Origin of the sequence: Nonomuraea sp. NPDC052634, assembly GCF_040678535.1 — a bacterium.
In the GTDB taxonomy this organism is placed as follows: domain Bacteria; phylum Actinomycetota; class Actinomycetes; order Streptosporangiales; family Streptosporangiaceae; genus Nonomuraea; species Nonomuraea fastidiosa.
This window is the reverse complement of sequence record NZ_JBFATY010000012.1, coordinates 1-26,979: the sequence shown is the minus strand read 5'-3', so window position 1 is coordinate 26,979 and position 26,979 is coordinate 1. Positions and strand designations below refer to the sequence as shown.

At 71.5% G+C, this 26,979-nt stretch carries 19 protein-coding genes; 12 read left to right on the top strand and 7 right to left on the bottom strand.

Features of this window, described 5'->3' with window-relative positions; translation table 11 throughout:
- Positions 1-84: 84 nt before the first annotated feature.
- The gene (locus AB0K67_RS34260) at positions 85-1,722 is read left to right on the top strand and encodes a DUF6350 family protein (protein ID WP_364068425.1); all 1,638 of its coding nucleotides are present in this window, start codon (positions 85-87) and stop codon (positions 1,720-1,722) included.
- Between the two features lie 130 nt (positions 1,723-1,852).
- Here the strand turns inward: AB0K67_RS34260 and AB0K67_RS34255 are convergent, their stop codons facing one another.
- On the bottom strand, positions 1,853-2,203 hold the full coding sequence (locus AB0K67_RS34255) for a hypothetical protein (RefSeq protein ID WP_364068423.1): 351 nt from the start codon (positions 2,201-2,203) through the stop codon (positions 1,853-1,855).
- A 144-nt stretch (positions 2,204-2,347) separates the two neighbouring features.
- Between AB0K67_RS34255 and purN the strand changes: the two genes are divergently transcribed.
- The 3 genes from purN to AB0K67_RS34240 all read left to right on the top strand — a co-directional run bounded on the left by purN (position 2,348) and on the right by AB0K67_RS34240 (position 5,843).
- Positions 2,348-2,977 carry a phosphoribosylglycinamide formyltransferase gene (gene purN, locus AB0K67_RS34250; protein ID WP_364068421.1) on the top strand — a complete coding sequence of 210 codons (630 nt, stop codon included), beginning with the start codon at positions 2,348-2,350 and terminating at the stop codon, positions 2,975-2,977.
- Positions 2,974-4,515, top strand: coding sequence for a bifunctional phosphoribosylaminoimidazolecarboxamide formyltransferase/IMP cyclohydrolase (gene purH / locus AB0K67_RS34245; RefSeq protein WP_364068419.1), 1,542 nt, complete (start codon positions 2,974-2,976; stop codon positions 4,513-4,515). Before purN ends, purH begins: the two co-directional genes overlap by 4 nt.
- Positions 4,516-5,663: 1,148 nt before the next feature.
- Complete coding sequence (locus AB0K67_RS34240) at positions 5,664-5,843, top strand: hypothetical protein (protein ID WP_364068417.1); 180 nt, start codon at positions 5,664-5,666, stop codon at positions 5,841-5,843.
- Positions 5,844-6,052: 209 nt separating this feature from the next.
- On the opposite strand, the gene AB0K67_RS34235 is transcribed toward AB0K67_RS34240, so the two are convergent.
- The 3 genes from AB0K67_RS34235 to AB0K67_RS34225 all read right to left on the bottom strand — a co-directional run bounded on the left by AB0K67_RS34235 (position 6,053) and on the right by AB0K67_RS34225 (position 13,196).
- On the bottom strand, positions 6,053-7,210 hold the full coding sequence (locus AB0K67_RS34235) for an ROK family protein (protein WP_364068415.1): 1,158 nt from the start codon (positions 7,208-7,210) through the stop codon (positions 6,053-6,055).
- Positions 7,210-8,082: a hypothetical protein gene (locus tag AB0K67_RS34230; RefSeq protein WP_364068413.1), complete on the bottom strand. Its 873-nt coding sequence runs from the start codon at positions 8,080-8,082 to the stop codon at positions 7,210-7,212. The genes AB0K67_RS34235 and AB0K67_RS34230 overlap by 1 nt, the downstream gene beginning before the upstream one ends.
- 611 nt (positions 8,083-8,693) lie before the next feature.
- Positions 8,694-13,196: an NEW3 domain-containing protein gene (locus tag AB0K67_RS34225; protein WP_364068411.1), complete on the bottom strand. Its 4,503-nt coding sequence runs from the start codon at positions 13,194-13,196 to the stop codon at positions 8,694-8,696.
- Between the two features lie 222 nt (positions 13,197-13,418).
- On the opposite strand from AB0K67_RS34225, the gene AB0K67_RS34220 reads away from it, so the two are divergent.
- The 3 genes from AB0K67_RS34220 (at position 13,419) to AB0K67_RS34210 (ending at position 17,851) form a co-directional block, all read left to right on the top strand.
- Complete coding sequence (locus tag AB0K67_RS34220; RefSeq protein WP_364068409.1) at positions 13,419-14,270, top strand: bifunctional methylenetetrahydrofolate dehydrogenase/methenyltetrahydrofolate cyclohydrolase; 852 nt, start codon at positions 13,419-13,421, stop codon at positions 14,268-14,270.
- 509 nt (positions 14,271-14,779) lie between these two features.
- A complete protein-coding gene (locus tag AB0K67_RS34215) occupies positions 14,780-16,369 on the top strand; it encodes a thiamine pyrophosphate-dependent enzyme (RefSeq protein ID WP_364068407.1) in 1,590 nt (529 codons plus the stop codon).
- Positions 16,370-16,390: 21 nt separating this feature from the next.
- Complete coding sequence (locus AB0K67_RS34210) at positions 16,391-17,851, top strand: benzaldehyde dehydrogenase (protein WP_364068405.1); 1,461 nt, start codon at positions 16,391-16,393, stop codon at positions 17,849-17,851.
- A gap of 4 nt (positions 17,852-17,855) precedes the next feature.
- Here the strand turns inward: AB0K67_RS34210 and AB0K67_RS34205 are convergent, their stop codons facing one another.
- Both AB0K67_RS34205 and AB0K67_RS34200 read right to left on the bottom strand, forming a co-directional pair.
- Positions 17,856-18,725: a MurR/RpiR family transcriptional regulator gene (locus tag AB0K67_RS34205; protein WP_364068403.1), complete on the bottom strand. Its 870-nt coding sequence runs from the start codon at positions 18,723-18,725 to the stop codon at positions 17,856-17,858.
- Positions 18,722-20,152, bottom strand: coding sequence for a glycoside hydrolase family 3 N-terminal domain-containing protein (locus tag AB0K67_RS34200; RefSeq protein WP_364068401.1), 1,431 nt, complete (start codon positions 20,150-20,152; stop codon positions 18,722-18,724). Before AB0K67_RS34200 ends, AB0K67_RS34205 begins: the two co-directional genes overlap by 4 nt.
- A gap of 86 nt (positions 20,153-20,238) precedes the next feature.
- Here AB0K67_RS34200 and AB0K67_RS34195 point away from each other — a divergent pair, with 86 nt between their 5' ends.
- Positions 20,239-21,768, top strand: a complete 1,530-nt coding sequence (locus AB0K67_RS34195) for a family 10 glycosylhydrolase (protein ID WP_364068399.1) — start codon at positions 20,239-20,241, stop codon at positions 21,766-21,768.
- A gap of 225 nt (positions 21,769-21,993) precedes the next feature.
- Here AB0K67_RS34195 and AB0K67_RS34190 read toward each other — a convergent pair whose 3' ends face one another.
- A complete protein-coding gene (locus tag AB0K67_RS34190; protein WP_345396031.1) occupies positions 21,994-22,641 on the bottom strand; it encodes an FHA domain-containing protein in 648 nt (215 codons plus the stop codon).
- A gap of 181 nt (positions 22,642-22,822) precedes the next feature.
- Here AB0K67_RS34190 and AB0K67_RS34185 point away from each other — a divergent pair, with 181 nt between their 5' ends.
- The 4 genes from AB0K67_RS34185 to AB0K67_RS34170 all read left to right on the top strand — a co-directional run bounded on the left by AB0K67_RS34185 (position 22,823) and on the right by AB0K67_RS34170 (position 26,749).
- Positions 22,823-23,944, top strand: coding sequence for a citrate/2-methylcitrate synthase (locus AB0K67_RS34185; RefSeq protein ID WP_364068397.1), 1,122 nt, complete (start codon positions 22,823-22,825; stop codon positions 23,942-23,944).
- A complete protein-coding gene (locus AB0K67_RS34180; protein ID WP_364068395.1) occupies positions 23,941-24,240 on the top strand; it encodes a DUF3017 domain-containing protein in 300 nt (99 codons plus the stop codon). Before AB0K67_RS34185 ends, AB0K67_RS34180 begins: the two co-directional genes overlap by 4 nt.
- Before the next feature lie 53 nt (positions 24,241-24,293).
- Positions 24,294-25,511 (top strand): NADP-dependent isocitrate dehydrogenase, encoded by a 1,218-nt coding sequence (locus AB0K67_RS34175; protein WP_364068393.1) that lies wholly within the window; start codon positions 24,294-24,296, stop codon positions 25,509-25,511.
- Between the two features lie 209 nt (positions 25,512-25,720).
- Entirely contained in the window at positions 25,721-26,749 is a 1,029-nt protein-coding gene (locus AB0K67_RS34170) for a polysaccharide deacetylase family protein (protein WP_364068392.1), read from the top strand.
- The last annotated feature ends 230 nt before the right edge of the window (positions 26,750-26,979 follow it).

Here is a 26,979-nt window from a genome sequence, read left to right as displayed (position 1 = left end):
CGGAAGCGACGGCGGAACAGAACAAGGCGATGCCCGGCGCGTCAACCAAGCTTCGGTCGGGAAAGATTGAGAAAATCGCCTACTGTGACGGCGATCCTCGACCAGTTGCGTACTGCCCCCCGGTCAGTACTCGGCAAGCTCCCCGGAGCCCCGAGCGACGACGACGAGACGCGGCGGCCGCTGCCGGTGTCGGGAATGCTGGCCGCCGCCTGCACCCTCGGTGTCGGCCTCGCCGTGCTCACCACGCTCACGCTCGTCGGCTGGATAGCCGCGCCGCGCGGCACCCTGGGCGCCGGGCTGCCCGGAGTCTTCCGAACGGCGGCGCAGCTCTGGCTGGCCGCGCACCACGCGGGCTTCGCGATCCCCGGCGGCCGGGTCGGTCTGCTGCCGCTCGGCCTGGTGATCCTGCCCGCCATCCTGCTCTACCGCGCGGCGCGGTGGATGGCCCGCGACGCCGACCTGCGGCTGCGCCTGCCCGCCCGGCTGCCCAAGAACAGCCCCAAGGAGCAGGCCGGCGCGCGGCGGCGGGCCCAGCTCGTGCTCGTCGTGCAGGCGGGGGTGTCGCTGGCGGCCCCGTACGCGATGCTGGCCGGCCTGATCGCGCTCGTGGCCAGGAACGAGATCACCCAGCCGTTCATCGGCGAGGCGCTGCTCAGCCACTTCCTGCTGGCGTTCCTGGCCGGTTCGCTGGCCACGGCCAGGATGATCGGGCCGTGGCGGGTCATGCTGCGGCTGCTGCCCGAGCGCGTCCGCGCCCTCACCGTCGGCACGGCGGTGGCCACGGCGGTGCTGCTGGTGGCCGGGCTGGCGCTGGTGCTGCTCGCTGTCGTGCTCAACTTCGGCCAGGTCAGGCAGCTGTCGGAGGTGCTCTCGCCGGGGTTCGTCGGCGGGCTGCTGCTCATCCTGCTCCAGCTGCTCTACCTGCTGAACGCCGTCATCTGGGCGTTCTCCTACATCGCCGGGCCCGGGTTCGCGATCGGCGCGGACGCCCTGGTCGCGCCCACGGGCGTGCAGCTCGGCACCGTGCCCAGCCTGCCGATGCTGGGCGCCCTGCCCGAGAGCGGTCCGGTGCCCGCGTGGATGATGGCCGTGATCGCGGTGCCGTTCGCGGCGGGCGCGGTGGCGGGCGTGATGGTGGCTCGCATCTCGCCGTCTCCGTCGTACGAGGCGGCGCCGCTGTGGGGGTTCCTGACCGGCATCACCAGCGGGCTGGTGGCCGGGGTGCTCGCGGCGCTGTCGGGCGGGCCGATCGGCGGCGCGCGGCTGGCCACGGTCGGGCCGTCGCCCTGGGAGGTGGCGCTGTCGGTGGCGCTGGAGGTCGGCGTGGCGGCCGGCATCTCCGCGGGTGTGACGAACCTGCTGCTGCTCAACAAGCGGGCCAGGAAGCCGCTGGACAAGGCCGCGGCTCCCGTACGGAAGGCCGGCGCCGCGCTGGCCAGGGCGGCGAGCAAGGTCGGGCTCGCCGAGAGCGACCCGCGCCCGCTGCCCGGTCACTGGCTCGACGCCACCGAGGCCGACACCCAGGAGATCCCCGTCATCAGGGACGACTGGCAGGACGAGCACGCGTCCGCGGAGGCCGAGACGCTGGCCCAGGCCAGGCCGCGGCCCGCGGGGCCGGACCCGTCGGTGCCCCGGCCGCCGCGCAAGGACATCGTGGACGAGTCGGACGACAAGGGAGGCCACGTGATCTACGTCGACCCGTACGCCTGGGACCGCGACTAACGCCCGTACGCATGGGACCGCGACTCGCGCACGTACGGCTGGGACCGCGACTCGCGCACGTACGCCTGGGACCGCGAACAGCGGCCGTCACGGCCAGCGGCCATCACGGCCGCATCGCCCGGAGCGCACGTTACGGCTGCATCGCCCCGAGCATCTGCAGGACGTCGGCGGGAAGCTTGCGCTGGGCCGCCTCCTTGAACTCGGCGAAGCACTCGCCCTGCGAGGCCACCGTGCCTGCGCCCTTCATGCACTCCTGGTAGGCGGCGTATTCGTCCGCGAGATAAAGCTGCATGGCCGTGGCCATGGCCGACAGCACCAGCGCGAGCGAGGAGACGGTGATGCCGCCGACCGCCACGCCCGTGGGCTTGCCCTCGCTCTTGAGCAACGGCAGCGCCCGGATCCCCGCCATCAGCGCGAACAACGCCATGACCAGGCCCGCAAGGGGCAGCATGAACGTCATGGCCAGCGCTGCGATGGCCAACCAGATCGCTCGGCGGCCCGCTGACTCCGCGGGCTGCTGGCCTGCCGGTGCCTTCACCGGTGTCGACACCTGACCTCCTCTGCGTCGCCGGACGATGAACAGATACCCTGTGACCCCCACCCTGTTTCCTCACTTGGAGTGTGCGTGTCTAAGGCTGGGCGGCTCGTCGTCCTCGTCTCCGGCTCTGGAACCAACCTACAGGCCCTGCTGGACGCTTCCGCCGATCCGTCGTACGGCGCCCGCGTGGTCGCGGTAGGTGCGGACAGGGATGGCATAGAAGGGCTGGTCAGGGCCGAACGGGCGCAGGTCCCGACTTTTGTCGAGAAATTGGGTGATTACGCGACCCGAGATGAATGGGATCGCGCGATCGCGGCGCGTATCGCCGCGTACGAGCCCGACCTCGTCGTGTCCGCGGGCTTCATGAAGATCTTGGGCGCGCCCACCCTCGACGCGTTCCCCGTGCTCAATACCCACCCGGCGCTGCTGCCGTCGTTCCCCGGGGCCCACGGCGTGCGCGACGCGCTCGCCTACGGCGTCAAGATCACCGGCTGCACGGTGATGCTCGCCGACGAGGGCGTCGACACCGGGCCCATCGTGGCGCAGGCGGCCGTGCCCGTGCTTCCCGGCGACGACGAGGCGGTCCTGCACGAGCGCATCAAGCAGGTCGAGCGGCGCCTGCTCGTCGAAACCGTCGGCCGGATGGCCCGCGAGGGCTGGACGGTCAGCGGACGTATGGTCCGCATCGGCAACAACACAGGAGGGGAAACCACGTGACTCGCATCGCCATCCGGCGCGCGTTGATCGCCGTATACGACAAGTCCGGGCTCGAAGAGCTGGCCAGAGCCCTCGACGCTGCCGGGGTGGAGATCGTCTCGACCGGCGGCACCGCCGCCGCGATCTCCTCCTACGGCATCCCGGTGACGAAGGTGGAGCAGCTCACCGGGTTCCCCGAGTGCCTCGACGGGCGGGTCAAGACGCTGCACCCGCGCGTACACGCCGGGCTGCTCGCCGACGTCACCAAGCCGAACCACGTCGCCCAGCTCGAAGAGCTGGAGATCGACCCGTTCCAGCTCGTCGTCGTCAACCTCTACCCGTTCCAGCAGACGGTGGCCTCCGGCGCGTCCGACGCCGAGTGCGTCGAACAGATCGACATCGGCGGGCCCGCGATGATCCGCGGCGCGGCCAAGAACCACAACACCTGCGCCGTCGTCGTCGATCCCTCCTTCTACGGCGATGTCCGCAACGCGCTCGACGCGGGCGGCTTCACGCTCACCGAGCGCCGCCGTCTCGCCGGCATCGCCTACGCCCACACCGCCTCCTACGACGTGGCCGTGGCCAACTGGTTCGCCGGCACGTACGCGGGCGAGGAGGAGTTCCCGAGCTTCACCGGGTCCGCGTACGAGCGCAAGGCCACCCTGCGCTACGGCGAGAACCCGCACCAGCGCGCCGCACTCTACACCGCGGGCGAGGGCGGGCTCGCAGGCGCCGAGCAGCTGCACGGCAAGGAGATGTCCTACAACAACTACCTCGACGCCGACGCCGCCTGGCGGGCCGCGTGGGACTTCTCCGACCCCTGCGTCGCCATCATCAAGCACCAGAACCCGTGCGGCATCGCCATCGGCGCCGACGTGGCCGACGCCCACCGCAAGGCGCACGCGTGCGACCCCGTCTCCGCGTACGGCGGCGTCATCGCCGTCAACCGGCCCGTCAGCGAAGAGCTGGCCAGGCAGATCTTCGACGTCTTCACCGAAGTGGTCATCGCGCCAGACTTCGACGCCGAGGCCCTTGAGGTGCTGCGCGGCAAGAAGAACCTCCGCCTGCTGCGCTGCCCCGAAGGCCCCGCCAACGCCACCGAGTTCCGCAGGATCGACGGCGGCCTGCTCGTCCAGACCACCGACCGCGTCGACGCCTCCGGCGACTCCGCCGCCCAGTGGGAGCTCAAGACCGGCGCACCCGCCTCGCCCGAGGTGCTCGCCGACCTCGAGTTCGCCTGGCGGGCCTGCCGCTCGGTGAAGTCCAACGCCATCCTCCTCGCCAGCGGCGGCGCCACCGTGGGCGTCGGCATGGGCCAGGTCAACCGCGTCGACTCCTGCCGCCTCGCCGTCACCAGGGCCGGCGAGCGCGTCGCGGGCTCCGTCGCCGCCTCCGACGCGTTCTTCCCGTTCCCGGACGGGCTGGAGGTGCTGGCTGAGGCCGGCGTACGGGCGATCGTGGAGCCCGGTGGGTCGGTACGTGACGCGGAGGTCATCGAGGCGGCCGAGAAGGCCGGCGTCACCCTGTACTTCACCGGCACCCGCCACTTCTTCCACTGACGGCCGAACGCCGCTGGAGTATTGACCACGAGCGTTGTTGACAGTGGGGCTTGATCATCGAAGAAGCCTCCGATGTGGTGAAGGTGTCGAATCTGCACCGCTCGGAGGCGTCATGCCCCACCGTGACGCGCGTCTGACCGTCCACGCCCGCCGCGTGCCGGTCGAGCGGGTCCTGGCCGGGCGTCCGGGCTTACGCATGACGCCCCGGGCCTGCGCGGGTCGCTTGGGCCTGTGCGGGCGTTCGGGCTTGCGTGGGTGGCTTGGGCGTGGCCGTGACGTCCGGGGGCTTGCGCCGTGGCGTGCAGGGATCCGCCCGGTGCGTGAGCGCCTCCACAGCAGCCTGGGCTACCGCAGCCCCGCCGACTACGAGACCATTGCCGCTACCTGACCACCACAACGACGGTGTCCGCCAAAACGGAGCAAGCTCAGGAGTGTCTAGCTTCTCTGCGGCGCGCAGGGCCGCGTGGCGTGAGGGCAGGTGGTTCGGGTGCCTTCCGGCGCGGTCAGATGCGTGGAGCGCCGTGGCGTGCGTGGGCGCCTGGTGCGTGAGCGCCTCCGGTGCGTGAGGCGCGTCCGGTGTGTGAGTGCCTCCGGTGCGTGCAGGCGCGGCTGGCCTTGTGCGGCGCGTGTATGGCTCGGGCGCTAAGGCGCGTTCTGGCGTATCGGAACGTCTCAGCGCTGAGGTGCGCGCGGCGCGTCGGGCGCATTCACCGAAGGGACGCCGAACGCTGGGTGCGTTCAGCGTCGAAACGCCGAACGTCGGGCGTGCACGGAACGGACGCCGAGCGTTGGGTGCGTTCAGCGTCGGAACGCCGAACGTCATGCGCGCACCGCGGGACGCCGAGCGTTGGGTGCGTCAGCGTTCGGGACGCCGAACGTCGGGCGCGCACCGTGGGGACGCCGAACGTCGGGACGTAACCCGAACGCGCGTCGGGCGCGTTCAGCGTTCGGGACGCCGAACGTGGGGTGCGTTGAGTGCCGGAGGAGTAGAGCAGGGCCGGGGGCGACGCGCGAACCCGGGAGAACCGCTCCACGAGCGCCAAGGAACTTTGCTCAATCTTGTCGCTTTTATCCGTTTAATTGGCGATCAGTCGCTAACGGCGGTTAGCCTGAACTCCTCCTCCCCACCCGTCCTTCGGAGTTCCTCTATGGCCCTCGACACGTTCCTGCAGGCATTCATCACCCTGAACGGCCTCGCCACGAACCCCGTGGTCCTCGTGGTGCTCGCCCTCATCGGTGCATACCTGGGCGGACGCGTCGTGGAACTCATCCCGTACACCCGCCGCATCATCGAGCGCCGCGAAGCCCAGCTCGCCGAACGCGAGTAGACGGCCCCGCGCAGACGCCCCGTCGACCTGCCCGAGCCCATCGACTCGCCCGAGCCCATCGACTCGCCCGAGTAGGCATCGAGCGGCACTCGAACCCCACCTCGGTGCGATCTCCGTAGACGGAGCACCCCTCTTCGTGCCCGCGGCCGTGATGCGCTGCGCTAGACGCACAACGACACCACCGAGGGGTGCGAACGCCCGTCCACCGGTCAGGTCGTTGACGCGAGTGCCTGCCAGGCCAGGTTCGCGGCCCCGGCCAGCCCGGCGCGGACCCCCAGCGTGCTCTGCTTCACCTGGACAGCCCGTACGAACGCGAGCCCGGCCACGTCATCGAGCGCCCGCTCCAGCGGATCGAACAGCACAGGGCCCGCCGCCGACACCCCGCCGCCGATCACCACCATCGTGACCTCGGCGGCGGCGGCCGTGGACGCGATCATGCCGGCCAGCGCCCTCGCACCCCGCTCGAACGCCTTGACCGCGATCTCGTCCCCGGCGGCGGCGTCCCGAGCCAGCGCCCGCGCGTCCGGCCGCTGCCCGTCGCCCTGAGCCTGGCCCTCTTCACCCTGGGCTTGCCTCCGTCCGCCCTGACCCCGGCTCTTCTCACCCTGGGCCTGCCCCTCTCCGCCTCGGGCCTGCCCCTCTCCGCCCTGGGCCTGCCCCTCTCCGCCCTGGGCCTGCCCCTCTCCGCCCTGGGCCTGCCGCTCTCCGCCATGATCGCGTGCCTCGGGGAGCCCTTCCCTTTGCACGCCTTCGTCGACGGGGGAGTCTGCGGAGCCGTTCAGGGAGGGGGACCAGCCGTTCTCCAGGGCCCAGCGCGTCATGTTCGGCCCGCTGGCATAACGCTCCACGCAGCCACGACCGCCGCACTCGCAGCGTTCGCCGTACGGGTCGATGCTCATATGCCCGACATGCCCGGCATTGCCTGTGGGGCCGAGGAGCGGGGCGCCGTCGATGACCAGACCGCCGCCGATGCCGGTCGACACCACGATGCCCAAGAGCGACGAACACCCGCGTCCGGCGCCCAGCCAGTGCTCCCCGAGCGCGAAGCACTGCGCGTCGCCCGCCAGCAGCGTCGGCAGCCCGGTGAGCTTGTGCACTTCGTCTCGCAGCGGGAACCCGCGCCAGCTCGGCATGTTGACAGGGCTCACGGTGCCGGTCGCCAGGTCCAGCGGGCCGGCACAGCCGATGCCGACCGCCTGCGGCTCGGGACCGCCGGCCGTCACCTCCGCGATGAGGGCGGCGAGGGCCGACATGACCTCCGTACGCGGGGTCGGCCGGGTCGCGGAGCGCAGGATGGCCCCCTGCTCGTCCACCAGCGCGGCGGCGAGCTTGGTCCCTCCGATGTCAATGGCAAGTACGCAGTTCATCAGTGTTTGTGGTGGTTGTCGGGCTGGCGAGGGTCGCCGGGATGCTCCAGGCCGGGTACGAGGGTGACCTTCCTGGCCCGCATGTCGTCGAGCCAGCGCGCGAACGCTTTCCGCCGAGCTGCGGCGAGCAGGTCGGCGTCGGGGCCGGTCGGCCGGGAGGTGTGTCGAGTCAGTGTCTGCACGGTTCCTTCCGGTACGTAGGGCTGCGCTGTGGCCTCGGCTGCCGGGGAGGGTGATGAGGCGACGGCTGCCAGAGGCTGTGCAGCGGTGTGGGCCGCCTGGATTGGTGGCGTGGCGGGGACCGTTCGGGTCGGTGACGAGGTGAGGACTGTCTGAGTCGGTGGTGCGGAGGGGGACATTGGGGTCGGCGGCGTAGTGGTGGCCGCTTGGGTGAAGGCCGTGGGTCCAGTCGTCCGCGCGGCGGGGCCGGTCGTCTCGGAGGCGGGGCTGTTCGTCTGAGGGGCGGGGCTGGTCGTCTCGGAGGCGGGGCTGGTCGCCTGAGGGGCAGGGTCGTTCGCCTGGGGTGGCGTGGGTGTGGCGGTTGCCACGTGCCAGCCGAGGGTGTCGCGGACGGGGCCGACCAGGGTGTCGTACGGGTGGCTCTGCAGGGCTTCGGCGATCGCGGTGGGCAGGGAGTCGAGCGTGATCGGGCCGAGGGGTTCGAGGTCGGACGGCGTCGCCGCCTGCGCCTCCGCGAGGGTGTCGAAGAGGCGGTGGCGTACGTAGTGACGGGCCGGTTGCTCGGGAGCCGGTGGACGACGCCATTCCTCAGGAACGGTCACCGTGGCCGTGACGTGCTCGAACACGGCCCGCACCCAGGGGCTGCCGTTGTAGGCAGCCGCGTTGATCGAACCAAGTTCTACTGCGGCCACCCGATCGAGGGTAAGGGCTTCCGTCCCGCCCCTTACGCCCGGGTCTCCCAAGGCAGCGCCCGGCGCCGACGGCGAGGCTGGCGGCGAGGCCGGGGCTGGAGCGGGTGCTGGCGGCGAGGCCAGGGCAGGGGCGGGTGCTGACGGGGAGGCCGAGGTCGGCAGTGGCGAGGAGGCGGAGGTCGGTTGCGGTCCTGGGGTCAGGCCGAGGTCGGCTGCCGTGGACTCGCACAGGATCTCGGTGAGGATGACCTGGGTGAGCCAGCGGGCGAGCTGACGGTCCTCCGAGGTGCCGGGCGTGGGAAGGGCAGCCTTGAGGGGGCCGTTCCGCAGAGCGGCGAGGCGAGCGTCGAGGCGCTCGCGGGGGACCGGGCGACCATCCACCCAGCCGATCACCGACGTCGTGCCGTCTTTGGTCGGCCCGTCGGCCGGTGTGGTGGTGTCGTCAGCGGCCCACCCGCTGTTCGGTGTGGTGGTGTCGTCTTCGGTCCGCCCGCTGTTCGGTGTGGTGGTGTCGTCTCCGGCCAGCCCGCCGGCCGGTGTCGTCGTGTCGTCTCCTGACGGCACGACGGCCGGCGGGGTTCGGGTGTCCGTGTCCAGGCGGTGTGGCGGGGTCATCGGGTCACCTCCAGCCGTACTGCCGGTGCGTACTGGCAGCGGCCGAACCACATGACCTTGGCCAGGGCCCACGCGTGGCCGGCCGCGTGGTCGCGGGGGACCTCCACCGGGAACGACAGCTCGGTGGTGGCCCCGGCCGCCACGGTGAAGCCCTGGATGACCTCAGGAAGCATGGCCCAGGTGCCCCACGGAGAGGCCAGCTGGGCCTCGCCGCGGATCTCGTCGGATGTGGTGTTGGCGAGCCGCAAGGTGAGCCGGGCCCGGTCGCCCGGCCGCAGCGTGAGGGCGCCGGTGACCGGGGTGACGGACAGGCCCGTGGGACGTGCCGTGTCAGAGGTGGTGCCCTTGGTGGCGACGGACTGCTCGGGCCACGCGCCGGAGACCGGCAGCTCGGGGACCGGGCCGATGGCCACGGTGGTGATGTCTTCGATGAGCTGCCCGTTCGTACGGGTGCGCGCGGCGATGAAGTGCAGGCCGGGCGCGGGCTCGGCAGGCGGCGCCACCGTGACGGGGAAGCGGACGTGCCCGCCGGGGGCGAGACGGAACGGGCGGGCCGACGGGGTGGCCGTCCAGCCCTCCGGGACGCGGATGTCCACGATGCCCTCGTGGGGGGCGTCTGTGAGATGGGAGGCCAGGACGACCTCCACCTCGAACGGCCCTTCCGGCGACTCCACGAGGCCCGGCGAGACGGCGATGGAGACCGGCAGGTAGCCGAGCGGTGCCGGGCCCTTGTTGTGCAGCCAGTAGCGGCTGTAGACGGGCTGGGCCTGCTCCGTCGTACGGGCGAGCTCGGGTGCCGTGGGCGGGAGCGGGGCGGAGGCGAGGTACGTGGCCACCTCGAACCCGCCCAGCTCGATGCTCGCCCCCGAGGTGGTGACCGGAGCCCCGGGTGCCCCCAAGGTGGTGGCCGGAGCCCCGGGTGCCCCCAAGGCGGTGGCCGGAGCCCCGGGTGCCCCCAAGGCGGTGGCCGGAGCCCCGGGTGCCCCCGAGGTGGTGGCCGGAGCCCCGGGTGCCTCCAAGGTGGTGGCCGGAGCCCCGGGCAGCCCTGTCGGCGTGGACGCGGGGGAGATGGGGTCTTCGAGGAGGGTGGCGGGGGTGAGGGTGTCGAGGGGGAGCACGGGGGAGGTCAGCTCGGCGCGGGAGCCCAGGCCGGTGGACTCGATCAGGCGGATGGTCACCGAGGAACGGGCCGAGGAACGAGCGGAGTCGCGCTTGCCCGCCTGGCCGGTCTCGCGCCCGGCCCCGCCACCGGTCACCTGCCCGGCCCCGTCACCGGTCCGCTCGTCGAGCCCGTCCTGCTCCGCGATGGCGAGCCCGTCCTGCTCCGCGATGGCGAGCCCGTCCTGCTCCGCGGTGGACAGGCCGTGGGCGTGCGGGTTGCCGGTGGCCTTGAGGGTGCTCAGCAGGACGTCGCGCTCCGGAGAGACGGTGAGCAGGGAGTGGACGGGCGGCAGGGAGCCTGATTGGGGCGCGTCGAGGACGCGGGTGTGGAGCGGGGTGATGTGTTCCTGGGCGGCGGCGGGCAGGCGCAGGGCGCGCCAGTCGCCGGGCCCGGAGACCAGGGAGTAGGAGAACTCGTGCGTCCAGTGCTGGAGCTGGAAGGCGGAGCCGTCGGGGGTGGTGCGGCGGGGCGGGTCGAGCCAGATGCCGGACGGCCAGCCGGTGCAGGATCGCATGAGCGACAGGTGGAGGGCGCCGGACGGATCGACGGCGAACCCGGGCAGCCCGTACGCGATCAGCGCCACCGTACGGTCCTCGAGCCGCTCGGCCCCCAGCGGGCACACGGCCTCGATGGTCGCGTCGGCCAGGTCGGCCACGAGGTCGGCGATGGGGTCGGTGACGATGAGGGCCGGGAGGGCGCGCAGGTCGCGCAGGTCGGCGCTGGGCTGCCAGGTCTCGGCCAGCGGGCGCTCGGCGGGGATCCAGACGCGGGCGGCCCCTTCGCTCAGCGCTTTGGCGTACGCCTCGTCGGACCTGGCGAGCAGCTCGGCGGCCACCGGGTTGGTGTCGGGGCCGCCCAGCACGAGGCGTACGTCGGGCAGGTTGGAGTCGACGTCGAGCCAGCCGTAGCGGGTGCCGGCGGCCGATGACGTGGTCGCGGTGACGCCGGCCCTGGCCAGCGCCACCACCAGGTCGCGGGCCTGCGGGGCGTCCTCGAGGGCGGGCACCACGACCTCGGCCACGCCGAGCGCGCGTGCGCCCGCCGCGCCCAGATCGACCTTCGCGGTGGCGGAGAGGCCGAACCAGGTGTTGGCCGGGTTGTCGAGCGTCCACGGATGCTCGGCGGTGTCGACGTCGGGCAGCGCGAAGCCGCGCCCCACCACCGCGCCCGAGACGTCGGACACCGGCAGCGCCCCCTCCACGCGGGCCGGGAAGCGCACTCGCAGCAGCCGGTCGGCGCCGGTGTGGTCGATGACGCGGGTGGTGAAGTCGATGCGGTCGGAGCCGGCCGGCAGGGTGATGACCTGCTCGTACGTGATCTCGCCGACCTGCCCCGTGACGATCAGCCGCTGACCGACCGGGCTGGCCTCGGCGCGGACACCGGTGGACGCCGCCTCCGACGAGCCCACGACGTGGCCGGTCGGGATGAGGTGCCAGGGACCCTCGCCCATGTCGGGATGCTGGGGGTATTCGTCGTAGAGGCGCAGCTCGTTGCCGGGGCCGGTGAGGAGCTCCTGGCCGGTGGCGCGGTCGCGGATCGAGGCGAGCGTGCCGCCCTTGGCGGGATCGGCGGTGACCTGCCAGCGGTCGTTCTCGATGGTGACGCCGGGGACGGGTTGCCACGTCTCGGGGGTGCCGGGCACCACGTCGTACGTGCGCCAGCCCACCGAGGGCACGTCGCGGGCCAGGAACGTGAGCGTGCCGTTCTCCGCCACGGCCGGGAGCGGGGCGCCCGACGCGTCGGCGGGCACGTGACCCTCGGGCAGGACGGCCGAGGCCAGGCCGTCGCGGGTGAACGGCAGCGTGTTGGCGACCACCACTCCAGGCGCCTCGGTCGCGATCTGGCCGGACAGGGCCGACAGCGCGTTGTCGCGGGCCTCGGCGGCCAGGTCGTACGCCTCGCGCCAGCCGGTCAGCAGGTCGATGTAGACCTGGTCGGACTCGGAGCCGGTGATGGCGTCGTGGTGCGCGCCGTAGGCGAGCTGCCGCCACACCTTGTCGAGCGCCGTGTGCGGGTAGCCGCCCAGCCCCAGCAGGTGGGCGAACGTGGCCAGCCGCTCGGCGTCCAGCGCCGCCACCTCGGCCGCGCGCTGTGCCTGCTTGGTGTCGATGTAGGAGACGTCTTTGCCGGTGTAGATGGGGTTCATGTCCCGCGTCTGCGGGCTGAACGACGACAGCCCGGCGCGTACGGCGTCGAGGAAGTCGCGCGGCGTGGCGCAGACGAATCGGGGCCAGACGTAGCGGGCGGCCCACGTGCGGTGGATGTCGGTCACCCACTTGTTGGGCGGGGTGTAGTCGGTGCCGACGGGAAGCAGGATGTTCTTCGTCGCGGCGACCGGCTTGAGCGAGCGGTAGAGGTCGTAGACCGCCTTGCAGGCCTCGTCGAGCGAGGCCGAGGAGTCCATCCACCAGCCTGCGGAGTAGTGGGCCGGCATGTAGTGGGTCAGCACGCCCTGCCCGGACGGCGCGATCCACTCGAACTCGCTGGGGAACTGCATCAGCGCCGCGTCGTTCTTGGCCTCTTTGAAGTTCTTACTGATCGGGCCCCACTGGTGGAACGGCCCGCGCGCCCACGCGCTCGCGGTCAGCCCGGCCGCCGCGAGGTAGCCGGGGAACTGCGGGTCGTGGCCGAACACGTCGAGCTGCCACGCCGTGCGCGGATCGCCGCCGAGGATGTCGCGCTGGTAGCCGATGCCGTAGACGAGGTTGCGGATCGTGGTCTCGGCGCCGGTGAGGTTGGTGTTGGGCTCGTTGTACGTGCCGCCGACCAGCTCGACCCGGCCTTCGGCCAGGAGCGCGCGCAGGTCGGCCCTGCGCTCGGGATGGGTGTCGAAGAACGGCTTGAGATAGTCGACCTCGGCCAGCACGAAGCGGTAGTCGGGGTCGCGCAGCGCCAGGTCGATGTGGGCCTCGACCAGGGCGAATGCGTTGCCCTCCCAGAGCGGCCTGGTGGTGGCGTCGGCCGACAGCAGCTCCCACGGGCTGGTGTAGGCGGCCTGGGTGTTCCACCACACCGGGTCGTAGTGGAAGTGGGACACCATGAACATCGTCCAGCCCGGCTCCTCGGCCGTGACCTCCACTTCCAGCGACTCGCCGTCGAGGGTGAGCAGGCACGGCACGGTCGTGCCCGGCGGGACCGACACCGCCAGCGGGACCTCGTGGACTCCCTCGGCGGCCGGGATCGTCACAGGACCGGCGAGGCGCACGCCGGCGCCGCGCAGCTCCAGCGAGGACTCGCGCTCGCCCGCCGCCACGGTGACGCGCAGGACTTGGTGCGGCTCCTCGGGCGAGCCGACGAACAGGTCGGTGGACTCGGCGGACAAGAGGCGGAACGACAAGGGGGACCTCCGGGCGCGCGTGATGCTGGCGCCGAAAACACTAAGCCTTCGCCGAATCTATGACAACGATGTCAGCCGTTGGCTGTGGATAACCGGGATCGGCTGCCTGCTGCCTGTGGATAACCGGCCGCCGATGATCGCAACCGATGCACCGCGTACGGACGACTCAACAGGGGTGCGGGGCGGTGCGGGAGAGGTCGGAGGGCATGACAGGATTGCCGCATGAGCGCTGTGAAACTCGATGGCAAGGCCACCGCCGCAAAGATCAAGGCAGATCTCACCAAGCGGGTGGCCGCGCTCAAGGAACGCGGGATCACGCCCGGTCTGGGCACCATTCTGGTGGGGGACGACCCCGGCAGCCAGATCTACGTCGCGGGCAAGCATCGCGACTGCGCGGAGGTGGGCATCGCCTCCATCCGCGTCGACCTGCCTGCCACCGCGACCCAGGCCGACGTCGAAGCGGCCATCGACGAGCTCAACGCCTCCCCGGAGTGCACCGGCTACATCGTCCAGCTTCCGCTGCCCAAGCACCTCGACACGATGGCGCTGCTTGAGCGCATCGACCCGGCCAAGGACGCCGACGGGCTGCACCCGGTCAACCTGGGGCGGCTCGTCCACATGGTCGACGCGCCGCTGCCCTGCACCCCGCACGGCATCGTGCTGCTTCTTCGCGAGTACGGCGTACCGATCAAGGGCGCCGAGGTCACCGTGGTCGGGCGCGGCATCACGGTGGGCCGCTCGCTCGGGCTGCTGCTCACCCGGCGCAGCGAGAACGCCACCGTGACCCTCTGCCACACCGGCACCCGCGACCTCGCCGCGCACGTGCGCCGCGCCGACATCGTGGTGGCGGCGGCCGGCGTGCCCGAGCTGATCACCCGCGACATGGTCAAGCCCGGCGCCGCCGTGCTCGACGTCGGGGTCTCCCGGGTGGACGGCAAGATCGCCGGGGACGTCGCCGCTGACGTCGAGGAGGTCGCCGGCTACCTCACGCCCAACCCGGGCGGCGTCGGCCCGATGACCCGCGCCCTGCTGCTGGCCAACGTCGTCGAAGCCGCCGAACGCCTCAACCCCTGACCTCCGCGCCGCCTCTGGCGGCTCCCGCCGAGCTCACGCCGGCGTCCCAACGCCTGTGGGCGCCGGCCGCGTCGGGAGCGGTGAGCGGGCGGTTCCAGCCGGCGCCCCGCCACACGTGAGGCGCCGGCTTCGTCGTGCCCGCGGACGGCTCTCCGGCCCCGGCGCACGCGCCGGACGCCGGGGAAGCGGCGGGGGCACGCCGCCATGGCGGGACTGCTGGCAGAGCGCGAGGCGATGGCAGCGTCGTGTGCTGTGGAGAGATCACGGCGAGCCCGCGGGTGAGCGACTGCACGTGGTCGGCCATGGGATGCCCCCTTGACAGCGGCCTGCAGGAGCGTAGCTTCCGCGATACGGGGGTGTTCGGCACGAGAACACCTGTGCGCAGAGCGAACGAAAGGGGAGCGGCCCGTGCGTCGCGCTCTCGCGATCCTCACCACCCGGTCGCTGCCGCGTTTCGGCGCGCTGCGCGGGCACGTCTACCGGCGGATCCAGCGGGCGAGGGGGAACCGATGACCACCGTCAAGGACGCCGTGTTCGACGTGCTGCGCCGCCACGGGCTGACCACGCTGTTCTGCAATCCGGGCTCGACCGAGGTGCCGCTGCTCACCGGGCTCCCCGACGACCTGCGCTTCGTGCTCGGTCTGCACGAGGGCTCGGTGGTCGGCATGGCGACGGGCTGGGCGATCGGCCGCGACGCGCCCGCGACGGCCGTCCTGCACACCACGGCGGGGCTGGGCAACGCCGTCGGCGCGCTCGCGACCGCGCGCGAGAACCGGGTGCCGCTGGTCGTCCTCGTCGGCCAGCAGGACCGGCGGCACCTCGCGCTTGAGCCGTTCCTGGCCGGGCGGCTCGCGGGGCTGGCCGGTGACTACCCGGTCCGGGTGGATCAGCCCGTACGTCCCCAGGACGTGCCGGGAGCGGTCGCCAGGGCCGTCCACGAGGCGCGCACCCACCGGGGGCCCGCGCTGGTCGTGGTGCCGATGGACGACTGGGCCGCGCCGTTCGACGGCGAGATCGTCGCGGCCCCGGCCCGGCTGGTGCGGCCCACCGCGGTCTCGGACGCCGAGCTGGCCCCGCTGCTGGAGCTGCTGTCCGGGGCGCGCAGGCCGGCGATCGTGGCGGGCGCGGGCGTCCGCGAGGGGTGGGACGCGCTCGTGGAGCTGGCCGAGCGGCTGGGCTGCCCGGTGCACCAGGAGCCGTTCGGCGGGCGGGCCGGGTTCCCCCAGGACCATCCCCAGTACGCCGGGGTGCTGCCCGCCGACAGGGCCAGGCTGCGCGAGGTGCTCGCGGCCTACGACGTGGTGCTCGCCGTGGGGGCGCCGGTGTTCCGCCAGTACCCGTACGTGCCGGGGCCGCTGGTGCCGCAGGGCACCGCCGTCGCGCTGGTCACCGACGACCCCGCAGAAGCCCACCGCAGCCCGGCCGGCCTCGCGGTCCTGGCCGCGCCGTCCGCCGTCTGCGCCCGCCTGGCCGCCCTGCTCCCGCAGCGCCCGCGCCTGGAGCGCAGGCCGTCAGAAGAGCCGCAGGTCGGTACGGCGGAAGGGCCCCTTCGGCCCGCCGACGTGCTGCGCGAGCTGGCGGCGCGGCTGCCCGCCGACGCCGCGCTGATCGAGGAGACCCCGTCCGCCCGCCCCGACCTGCACCGCCTCGTCCCCGCCAGGAGCTCGCTCGGCTTCCTGTCGGCGGCGATGGGCGGGCTCGGGTTCGCGCTGCCCGCCGCCGTGGGACTGAAGATGGCGCTGCCCGACCGGCCCGTGGTGGCCGTCACCGGCGACGGCTCCGCGCTCTACGGCCTGCACGCCCTGTGGAGCGCCGCGCACTACCGCGTCGGCGCGCTGTTCGTGGTGCTCGCCAACGGCAGGTACGCGATCATGGACCGGCTGGCCGAGCGGCACGGTGGCGGCAAGGCGCCGTGGCCCGCGTTCACCGAGATCGACATGGCCGCGCTGGCGGGGTCGCTCGGCTGCCCGGCCGTCAAGGTCGGCTCGCACGCCGAGCTGACCGCCGTACTCGACGACATCATGCCCGTGCTGCCGGACCGCGACAGCCCCTTGCTGCTCGACGTGGCCGTGGCGGTGGACGAGCGGTTCCAGCCCTGAAGCCCCTGAGGAGGCGCGACAATGACGTTCCTTGACCCGAAGACATGGACCGGGATGATCTTCGACGGGAGCTGGACCGCGTCACGGGCCGGCGAGGCGCCCGTCATCGAGCCCGCGACCGGCAACGAGCTCGGCCGGGCGGGCACGGCCGGCGCCGGCGACGTGGCGGCCGCCGCCGAGACGGCCGGGCGGGAGCAGCGGGCCTGGGCGGCGACCCCGTACGAGGAGCGTGCCGCGCTGCTGCGCCGCGCCGGGCGGCTGTTCGAAGAGCACGCCCAGGAGATCCAGGACTGGATCGTCAGGGAGTCGGGCGGGGTGCCGGGCAAGGCCGCGTTCGAGACGCACGTGGCCGCCCAGGAGTGCTACGAGGCGGCGGCGCTGGCCGGCCAGCCGGCCGGCGAGGTGCTGCCCACGGCGCGCAAGCGGCTCAGCTTCGCCCGCAGGGTGCCGGTCGGCGTGGTCGGGGTGATCGCGCCGTTCAACTTCCCGCTCATCCTCGGCATCAGGTCGGTCGCCCCTGCGCTGGCGCTGGGCAACGCGGTGGTGTTCAAGCCGGACCAGCGCACCGCCGTCTGCGGCGGATACGCCATCGCCCGCGTCTTCGAGGAGGCCGGTCTGCCGCCTGGGCTGCTGCATGTGCTGCCCGGAGGCCCCGAGGCCGGGCAGGCGCTGGTCGCCGACCCGAACGTCCCCGTCATCTCCTTCACCGGCTCGACGGCGGCCGGCCGCAAGGTCGGCGAGGCGGCCGCCCGCGCGCTCAAGCGGGTGCACCTGGAGCTGGGCGGCAACTCGGCGTTAGTGATCTTCGACGACGCCGACCTGGACGCGGCGGTCTCGGCGGGCGCGTGGGCCTCGTTCTTCCACCAGGGCCAGATCTGCATGACCTCAGGGCGGCACATCGTGCACGAGTCGGTGGCGCGCGAGTACGTCGAGCGCCTGGCCGCCAAGGCCGACGGCCTGCCGGTCGGCGACCCGGCCATCGGGCAGGTCGCGCTGGGCCCGCTCATCGACGCCGGGCAGCGCGACCGGGTGCACCGCCTGGTCACCGAGAGCGTGGAGGCCGGGGCCAGGCTCGCGGCGGGCGGCTCGTACGAGGGGCTGTTCTACCGTCCGACGGTGCTGGCCGAGGTGCCGAGACAGGCGCCCGCGTACGCCGAGGAGGTGTTCGGCCCGGTCGCGCCGGTCACCACGTTCTCCACCCTGGAGGAGGCGGCGGCGCTGGCGGCCGACTCCGAGTACGGCCTGTCGCTCGGCATCCTCACCAAGGACGTCATGAAGGGCCTCGCGCTGGCCGAGCAGGTGCCGACCGGCATCGTGCACATCAACGACCAGACCGTGGACGACGAGGCCGTGGCGCCGTTCGGCGGCGTGGGCGCCTCGGGCACCGGCAGCCGCTTCGGCGGTACGCGCGCGAACCTCGACGCCTTCACCGAGACCCAGTGGGTCACGATGCAGGGCGATATCGCGAAATATCCGTTCTAAGCGGTCAGCGGGACTGCCGGCTGCGATAGCGGTCGGTCGCCTCACGGGTGACGCGGATGGCGGCCTCCGCCGTCTCGTACCGCCGCTGCGCCAGCCCGACGAAGATGCAGTCCACGATGAGGAGCTGGCTGATCCGGCTGGCCAGCGCGGCCGGGCGGAAGGCCGTCTCGCGGCCCGCCGAGACCAGCGTGTGGTCGGCCAGCCCCGCCAGCGACGAGCGCGGGTTGTCGGTGATGGCCACCACCAGCGCGCCCGCCTCCGAGGCGGTGCGGGCCGGCACCAGCACGTCGGGCGTCTCGCCGCTGCAGCTCACCGCCACCACGACGTCGCCTTCGCGCAGCAGGGCCGCGCTGGTCAGCGCCAGGTGGGCGTCGCTGAACGGGTGGCTGGACAGCCCGATCCGCAGCAGCTTCTGCGACATGTCGGCGGCCACCAGGCCCGATGCGGCGACGCCGTACACGTCGATGCGCCGCGCCTCCGAGATGGCCTTGACGACCTCGCCGAGCCGGTCGGGGTCGAGCTGGGCGGCGGTGTCGGCGAGCGCCTCGGACTCGGCCCGCGCCACCTTGGCGATCACGTCGGTGAGCGGGTCGTCGGGCGCGAGGTCGCCGGGCACCAGGCGCTCCGGCTCCTTGGCGACGGCGGCGGCCAGCGCGAAGCGCATCTGCGAGTAGCCCGCGAAGCCGAGCGCCCGCGCGGTGCGCACGATCGTCGCCTCGCTCGTCCCCGACACGGCGCTGAACTCGGTGATGGTGCTGCGCACGACGAGGCCGGGGTCGTCCACGATGAGGCGGGCGATCGACTGCGCGGCAGGGGTGAGCGAGGGCAGGACGGCGCGTACGGCCGCCACGGGGTTCGCCGGTTCGACGCTCATCGGACCAGCCACTCGGCCGCGGCCTGCGCCGACACCCGGGAGACGCCGTGCGTGTGAACGTGCGTCCCGGATCCGGCAGGTGCGGGCACGCCCGTGTCCACCACGATCGCATCCGGCCGCGCGGCCTGGGCTCTGGCGACCGTCTCGCGCACCCAGGGGTGCCTGGCCGCGTCGTGCACCACCAGCACCACCGGCCGGTCGTCGAACGGCGGCAGCTCGCCGTCCTGCTCGAGCCGCATCCTCGCGGTGCCCGGCAGCAGGGCGGTCAGCGCTGCCGAGACGCCGGTCGGCGTGTCGGCGTCGATGGCCCTGTTGAGCCGGGTGTTGACCTCGACGACCAGCGGGGGGCGCTCCAGCCTGCCGGTGCCGGTCGTGGTGAGCGCGCGGCGGGCGGCGTCCAGGCCCACCTCATCGTCCACGTCGCCGTGGACCTTGGCGCGCAGCTCGGCCTGGCCCGCGTACCAGGAGGACAGCTCCCGCACCCGCGCGGCGGCCTGCGCCAGCCGGTCCTCGGCCAGCCGGCCCTCGCGCACGGCCGCGACGATCGCCTCGACGATCGCGCGCAGGCCGTCCTCGTCGATCAGCCCGGCGCAGATCGCGTCCACGCCGGCGTCGAGCGCGCGCACGGCGATCTCGCCCGGCGGGAACATGGCGGCCACCGCCCGCATCTCGATCGCGTCGGTGACCAGCATCCCGTCGAAACCGAGCTCGCCCCTCAGGAGCTCGGTCATCACGGTACGGCTGAGCGTCGCGGGCAGCGACGGATCGAGCGCGGGGACGAGCAGGTGGCCGGACATGATCGAGCGCACTCCGGCCTCGATCGCGGCGCGGAACGGCGGCAGGTCGCGCTCCTGGATCAGCTCCCGCGAGGCGTGCACGGTGGGCAGCGCCAGGTGGGAGTCGGTGACCGTGTCGCCGTGCCCGGGGAAGTGCTTGGCGCAGGCGGCCACCCCCGCGCCCTGCACGCCCCGCACGTACGCGGCGGTGTGGCGGGAGACCAGCTCGGCCGTGGGCCCGAACGAGCGAACGCCGATCACCGGGTTGGCCGGGTCGGCGTTCACATCCGCGGAGGGCGCGTAGTCGAGCGTGATGTCCAGGTCGGCGAGCATCCTGCCGATCTGGCGGCCCACCCGCTCGGTGAGCCGCACGTCGTCCACCACGCCGAGCGCCCGGTTGCCGGGGAAGGAGCTGCCGTCCTCCGCCTCCAGCCGGGTAACGGTGCCGCCCTCCTCGTCGATGGCGATGACGACGTCAGGGTTCTCGGCCCGGAGCTCGCGTATCAGGCCGGCGCCGATGGCGTTGCGGGCGAACAGCACCACGCCGCCCAGACCCTCGCCCAGCGCGCGGCGCAGCCAGTCGGGAGCAGAGGTCCCCTCGAACCCCGGATGCAGCACCGTCCTCGCCAGTCTGTACAGGTCACCGCTCATCGGCATTTTCCTTCACGGTTGTTGATCTGAAGGTAATTTTCTGTCATCGTCGCCTTCGATACAACCACTTCCGAGAGGCACCCCCCATGCCCAGCAGAAGGACTCTCCTGAAGGGTCTCGCCCTCGCCGCCGCCGCATCGGCCGTTCCCCTCCCGGCCTTCGCACAGCCCGGGTACGTGCCCCCGCTGCGCCAGATGCGCGGCATGTGGATCGCGTCGGTGGTCAACATCAACTGGCCGTCGAAGCCGGGGCTCAGCGCCGAGCAGCAGAAGGCGGAATACCTCGCCTGGCTGGACGTGGCCGTGCAGCGCAAGCTCAACTCGGTCTTCGTGCAGATCAGGCCCACCGCCGACGCGTTCTGGCCGTCACCGTACGAGCCGTGGTCGCAGTACCTCACCGGCGAGCAGGGCAAGGACCCCGGTTACGACCCGCTGAAGTTCGCCGTCGAGGAGACGCACAAGCGCGGCCTGGCCTTCCACGCGTGGTTCAACCCGTACCGCGTCTCGATGCAGGCCGACCCCGCGCAGCTGCACCCCGACCACCCCGGGCGCAAGCACCCGGACTGGATCGTGGCCTACGGCGGCAAGCTCTACTACAACCCCGGCATGCCCGAGGTCAGGAAGTTCTGCCAGGACGCGATGATGGACGCGGTGCTCCGCTACGACATCGACGGCCTGCACTTCGACGACTACTTCTACCCGACCAACACCACTGACTTCGACGACGCCGAGGAGTTCGCCAAGTACGGGGCCGGCTTCCCCGACCTCGCCGCCTGGCGGCGCAACAACGTGGACCTCATGGTCCAGGAGATGCAGCAGCGCGTGCTCGAGGCCAAGCCGGAGATCGCCTGGGGCATCAGCCCGTCGGGCATCTGGCGCAATAAGGCCAGCGACCCGCTCGGCTCCGACACCAACGGCGGCCAGTCGTACGACAACCTGCACGCCGACACCCGCGGCTGGGTCAAGAAGGGCTGGCTCGACTACATCGCGCCGCAGCTCTACTGGTACATCGGGCAGCCGCCGGCCGACTACTCCAAGCTCGTGCCGTGGTGGGCCGACGTCGCCGCGGGCACCGAGACGCTGCTGTGGATCGGGCAGGCGGCGTACAAGGCGGGCGATCCCGCGCAGGCGCCCGAGTGGCAGCAGCCGGACGAGCTGTCCAGGCACCTGACGCTCAACCGCGACCACCCCGAGATCAGCGGCGACATCTGGTACAACGCCAACGACGTCAAGGTGGACAGGATCGGCTCCATCTCCACCGCGGTCGCCGACCACTACCAGCGGCCCGCGCTCGCGCCCGTGCTGCCCAGGCTCGCGCGCGGCAAGGCGCCGTCGCGGCCGGTGGTGGCGTACGCGCTGCACCGCCACGGCGGGGTCGAGGTGCGGATGGTGGCGACCGGCAGGGAAGAGCCCTTCCTGTACGCCGTCTTCCGCTTCGACCGGCCCGCGGGCCCCGGCGCCTTCGACGACGCCCGCAACCTGGTCGCGATCGTGCCGGGCGACCGGCAGGTCCGCTGGGTAGACCCCGACGGCAGGCGCGGACACCACTACTACGCGCTCGCGGTGGACCGGGCCAACCGGACCAGCAAGCCGAGCAACGGCTTCCGGGTGATCTGACGCGGCGTCCGCCCTGTTTCAGGGCGCGCTGAGCCCGGCCACGTCGCCGGCCATGCCGGCGGCGGGCCGCGGCGTGCGCCCCCTGCCCGCAGGCGTACGCCGATGCCCGCGCCCGTGCCCCTTGGGAAAAGGGGCACGGTGTCGGATGTTCAGGTTCCGACGCTGCCGGAACCCCTCGCCGTGGCCCCGGTCGCGAAGGAAGGTCGCGATCCTGAGACTCCGAGACTACGAAGCCCTGCGCCCGGCGGCCGAAGCCTGCTCGGGGGCGGCTCCCGACGACCTCTGCGGTGGCACCACGGGGGTCGGGCGGACCAGACCGAGCGCCACGACCTCGTTGGCGAGGCGCGTGCGCCGGTTGGTGCCCTCGGGAATCCTGAACTTCTGGTAGAGCCGCAGCAGATGCTGCTTGACCGCGGCCTCGGTCACGACCAGGTCGTCGGCGATCTCGCGTGCCGTCGCCGGAGCGACGAACGCCTCGTCGGACAGCGCCGGCCTGCAGAGCGAGGTCAGCACATCGACCTCGCGCCTGGTCAGCTCGGGTGCCGCCGCCCTGCGCAGCTCGACCTCCGGGGTGAAGTCCTCACGGGGGACTCCACCGATCCGGCCGCGCGCCGCGCCGAAGGACACGACGTCGCCGTCGTCGAGGACCCTCCGGGCGATCGGCCTGCCGTTCACCCGCGTGCCGTTCCTGGACAGCCCCAGGTCGACGACATACAGGTACGGTCCTCGTCTGACGAACTCGGCATGGAGTCGAGACACGCTGGGGTCGGTGAGCCGGATGTCGACACCCCGGCCCCTTCCGACCGTCGTGATCTCGGGGCGCAACGGGACCACCTCGCCAGTGTCCTCGATGCGTATGAACGGCCCCTCCACGGCAGTTCCTCCCCAGGTAGCCCGCCGTAACTATTACTACAGCTCCGGCTTACCCAACCGAGGGGATGCGGAATCGCCTTTGCCGTAAGGAGAATCCGTCGTGAAATTGGTCTGGACCTTTACAGCCGGTTTTGCCTGCTCACGGGTAGACTTCGGGCGGAGATAAGCGGAGGAAACACTCATGGCGGACAAGCCCACGAAAGGTCTGGCCGATGTCGTCGCCGCGTCCACCGCGCTGAGCGACATCGACGGAAAGGCCGGTCGCCTCTTCTACCGTGGATACGACATCCACGATCTGGCCGGCCGCGCGACGTTCGAGGAGACCGCACACCTGCTCCAACGTGGCAAGCTGCCCACCCGCTCAGAGCTCGACGCCTACCGCGAGGAGCTGGCGCGGGGCCGCGAGCTGGGCGCCCTGGTGTCCGCGAACATCGCCGAAATCGCCGAGAAACAGAAACCGATGGAGGCGCTGCGCTCCCTCGTCTCCCTCGCCGGCGCCGACGACCCCGACAAGGACTCCGTCGAACACGAGGCCAATCTGCGCAAGGCCGCCCGCCTGGTGGCGCAGCAGCCGCTGCTCGTGGCCCGCTACCACGCCGCACGCACCGGCGCCGAGCTCCCCGACCCCGACCCGTCACTGAGCATCGCCGCGAACTTCCTGCTCCAGGTCACCGGCCGCACCCCCGACCCGCGCGAGGTCGAGATCTTCGACGAGTGCCTGGTTTTGCACGCCGACCACACCATGAACGCCTCCACGTTCGCCGCCCGGGTGTGCGCCGCGACGCTGTCGGACATGCACTCCGCCATCGTCGCCGCCATCGGCACCCTCAAGGGCCCGCTGCACGGCGGGGCGAACGAGCAGGTCATGAAGACGCTGGAGTCGATCTCGCCCAGCGGCGTCGCCCAGGCCGTACGCGACAAGCTCGCCCGCGGCGAGAAGATCATGGGCTTCGGCCACCGCGTCTACAAGACCGAGGACCCCCGCGCCACGCACCTGCGCCGCATGTCCGCCGAGCTCGCCGAGGCCAGCGGAGACGACACCTACTACCGGATGTCGAAGGAGATGGAGGAGGTCGTCTTCGAGGCCAAGGGTCTTTATCCGAACGTCGATTTCTACGCCGCCTCCGTCTACCACTACCTTGGCATTCCGACAGACCTGTTCACGCCGGTCTTCTCCGTCAGCCGCATGTCCGGCTGGACGGCTCACGTGATCGAGCAGCACGCCGACAACCGGCTGATCCGCCCCGACAGTGAGTACATCGGTGAGACCGACCAGAAGTGGAAGCCGATAGAAGAGCGTTGAGCAACGGGACCGAACGCGAGACCTGGGGGCCGTACCCGCTGATCCTGGTGGGTGCGGCCGCCGGTGTGCTCACCATGTTCATGGCCGACCCGCGCTGGGGCGGGTTCGTGCTGGGGGCCGTCATCATGATCGCCGGCGCTCTGCGCTTCGCCGGATACGGCGGTCAGCTCGCGATCAGGAGCAAGAAGGTCGACGTCATAACCATGTCCGTATCCGGATTCGTACTCGTGCTGACCTCGCTCCTGCTCGGTAACAACGAGCTGAAAGCGATCATCCTGTCCCTTTTCGCCCCGTGACCTGACGGTCCGATAGCCTCAACGCATCCATTCATTGAAGGGGAACCATTCGCATGCCCAAGATCAAGGTGGAGGGCCCCGTCGTCGAGCTCGACGGCGACGAGATGACCCGGATCATCTGGCAGTTCATCAAGGACCAGCTGATCCTTCCCTACCTCGACATCGACCTGAAGTACTACGACCTCGGCATCGAGAACCGAGACGCGACTGACGACCAGGTCACCATCGACGCCGCGAACGCCATCAAGAAGTACGGCGTCGGTGTGAAGTGCGCCACCATCACCCCGGACGAGGCGCGGGTCGAGGAGTTCGGGCTCAAGAAGATGTGGAAGTCCCCCAACGGGACCATCCGCAACATCCTCGGCGGCGTGATCTTCCGTGAGCCGATCATCATGAGCAACGTGCCCCGGCTCGTGCCCGGCTGGAAGAAGCCCATCGTGGTCGGCCGTCACGCCTTCGGTGACCAGTACCGCGCCACCGACCTGAAGATCCCCGGCGAGGGCACGCTGACCCTGACGTACACGCCGAAGGACGGCTCCGAGCCGATCGAGCTCGACGTCTACGACTTCCCCGGCCCCGGCGTCGCGATGGCGATGTACAACCTGGACGAGTCGATCCGCGACTTCGCCCGCGCCTCCATGCGGTACGGCCTGGCCCGCAACTACCCGGTCTACCTCTCCACGAAGAACACGATCCTCAAGGCGTACGACGGCCGCTTCAAGGACATCTTCGCCGAGGTCTACGAGACCGAGTTCAAGGAGGAGTTCGAGAAGGCCGGCCTGACCTACGAGCACCGCCTCATCGACGACATGGTCGCCGCGGCGCTCAAGTGGGAGGGCGGCTACGTCTGGGCCGCGAAGAACTACGACGGCGACGTCCAGTCCGACACCGTCGCCCAGGGCTTCGGCTCCCTCGGCCTGATGACCTCGGTCCTGATGACCCCCGACGGCAAGACCGTCGAGGCCGAGGCCGCCCACGGCACCGTGACCCGCCACTACCGCCAGCACCAGCAGGGCAAGCCCACCTCCACCAACCCGATCGCCTCGATCTTCGCGTGGACTCGCGGCCTCGCCCACCGCGGCAAGCTCGACAACACCCCCGCGGTCACCGAGTTCGCCGAGAAGCTCGAGCAGGTCTGCATCGAGACCGTCGAGGGCGGCCAGATGACCAAGGACCTCGCGCTCCTCGTCGGCGGCGACGCCAAGTGGCTCACCACGCAGGAATTCCTCGCCGCTCTGGACGAGAACCTCAAGAAGAAGATGTCCGCCTGAACAGGACCTTCGTTCTCCGCGACGGCCTCTGCCCTCCGGCAGGGGCCGTTCTCTTGTCACCGGCCCTTCGCCATCGATGTCCCCGGGCGTGTCTTGGCGGCCTTGATCGCGGCGTTTTCCCAGGTCTTGACCGCCGCGACGGCGTGGCGTAGTTGATCACGTGGGTAAGAGCCAGCTCAGAACAGTCGTACGCGTTTCGGGGGGTTAGGATGCGACTGCGAATTCTGAGTGGGCTGGGGGCGCTCATCGCCGCCGCCATCCTGACGGGCTGCGGCTCACAGCCCGAGACCGCCAAGATGGCCGGCAACAAGGTGGACGCCGTCGCCAAGGCCAAGGCGGAGAGGGCGGCCAAGATCAAGCGCGCCGCCGCGGTCAAGGCCAACGAGCTCGGGCAGATCCCGGTGCTGATGTTCCACCGTATCGTGCCCAAGCCGCAGACCACCGACGACCGGACGCCCGCGCAGTTCAGGGCCGACCTGGAACGGCTGGTGAAAGAGGACTACGTGCCCATCTCGGCGGCCGAGCTGGTCACCGGCAAGATCGACATCCCCGCGGGCAAGCACCCCGTGGTGCTCACGTTCGACGACTCATCCCCCTCCCAGCTCACGCTGAACGCGCTCGGCGTGCCCCAGAAGGACACCGCGGTCGCGATACTCAAAGAGGTCGCCGCCAAGCACCCGGGCTGGAAGCCGAAGGCCACCTTCTACGTGACGCGCGACATGTTCGGCAGGACCGTCCGCGAGGAGCAGGCGCAGGCGCTGCTCTGGCTCAAGGACAACGGCTTCGACATCGGCAACCACACCCGCGACCACCTCAACCTGCGCGGCCGCTCGCAGAAGGAGGTCGAGGAGCAGATCGGCACCATCGGCAAGCAGATCCAGGAGCTGTCGTACATCAAGCCGGTCACCATCGCCCTGCCGTACGGCAACCAGCCGAACAAGAAGCAGTGGGCGCTGCGCGGCAAGTCGTACAAGCACGCCGGCGCGTTCCTGGCCGGCTACACCCCGGCGCAGTCGCCGTTCAGCAAGGCGTTCGACCCGGCAGGCATCCCGAGGATCAAGGTCATGGAGAAGAAGGGCGACTGCGCGCAGTTCTGCTCCGAGGCGTGGCTCGACTGGCTGAAGAAGAACCCGGACATGCGCTACACCTCCGACGGTGACGTGAGCACGGTGGCGTATCCGAAGTTCAAGGCGCCCTCGCTGCGCAAGGCGTTCGCCGCCTGGAGCCTGCCCTACTGAACGGTCCCGTACGGCCCTTCCGCCGTCCGCCGCGGCCCGTGCCCGGGCCGCGGCGGACGGCTTTTCGCGGCTTCACCCGTCCCGGCTCCCGGCAGTGCGCGCCGGGGCCGGAAAGAGGCGAACCCGTGACGTGCCTAATACTCCAGCCGCATTTAGTGATCGATGATTCGTCGCTGTCGCTGGTAATGGCAGCGGCGGGCGCGGGCTTGATGCCGACGTCGCCACTGTGA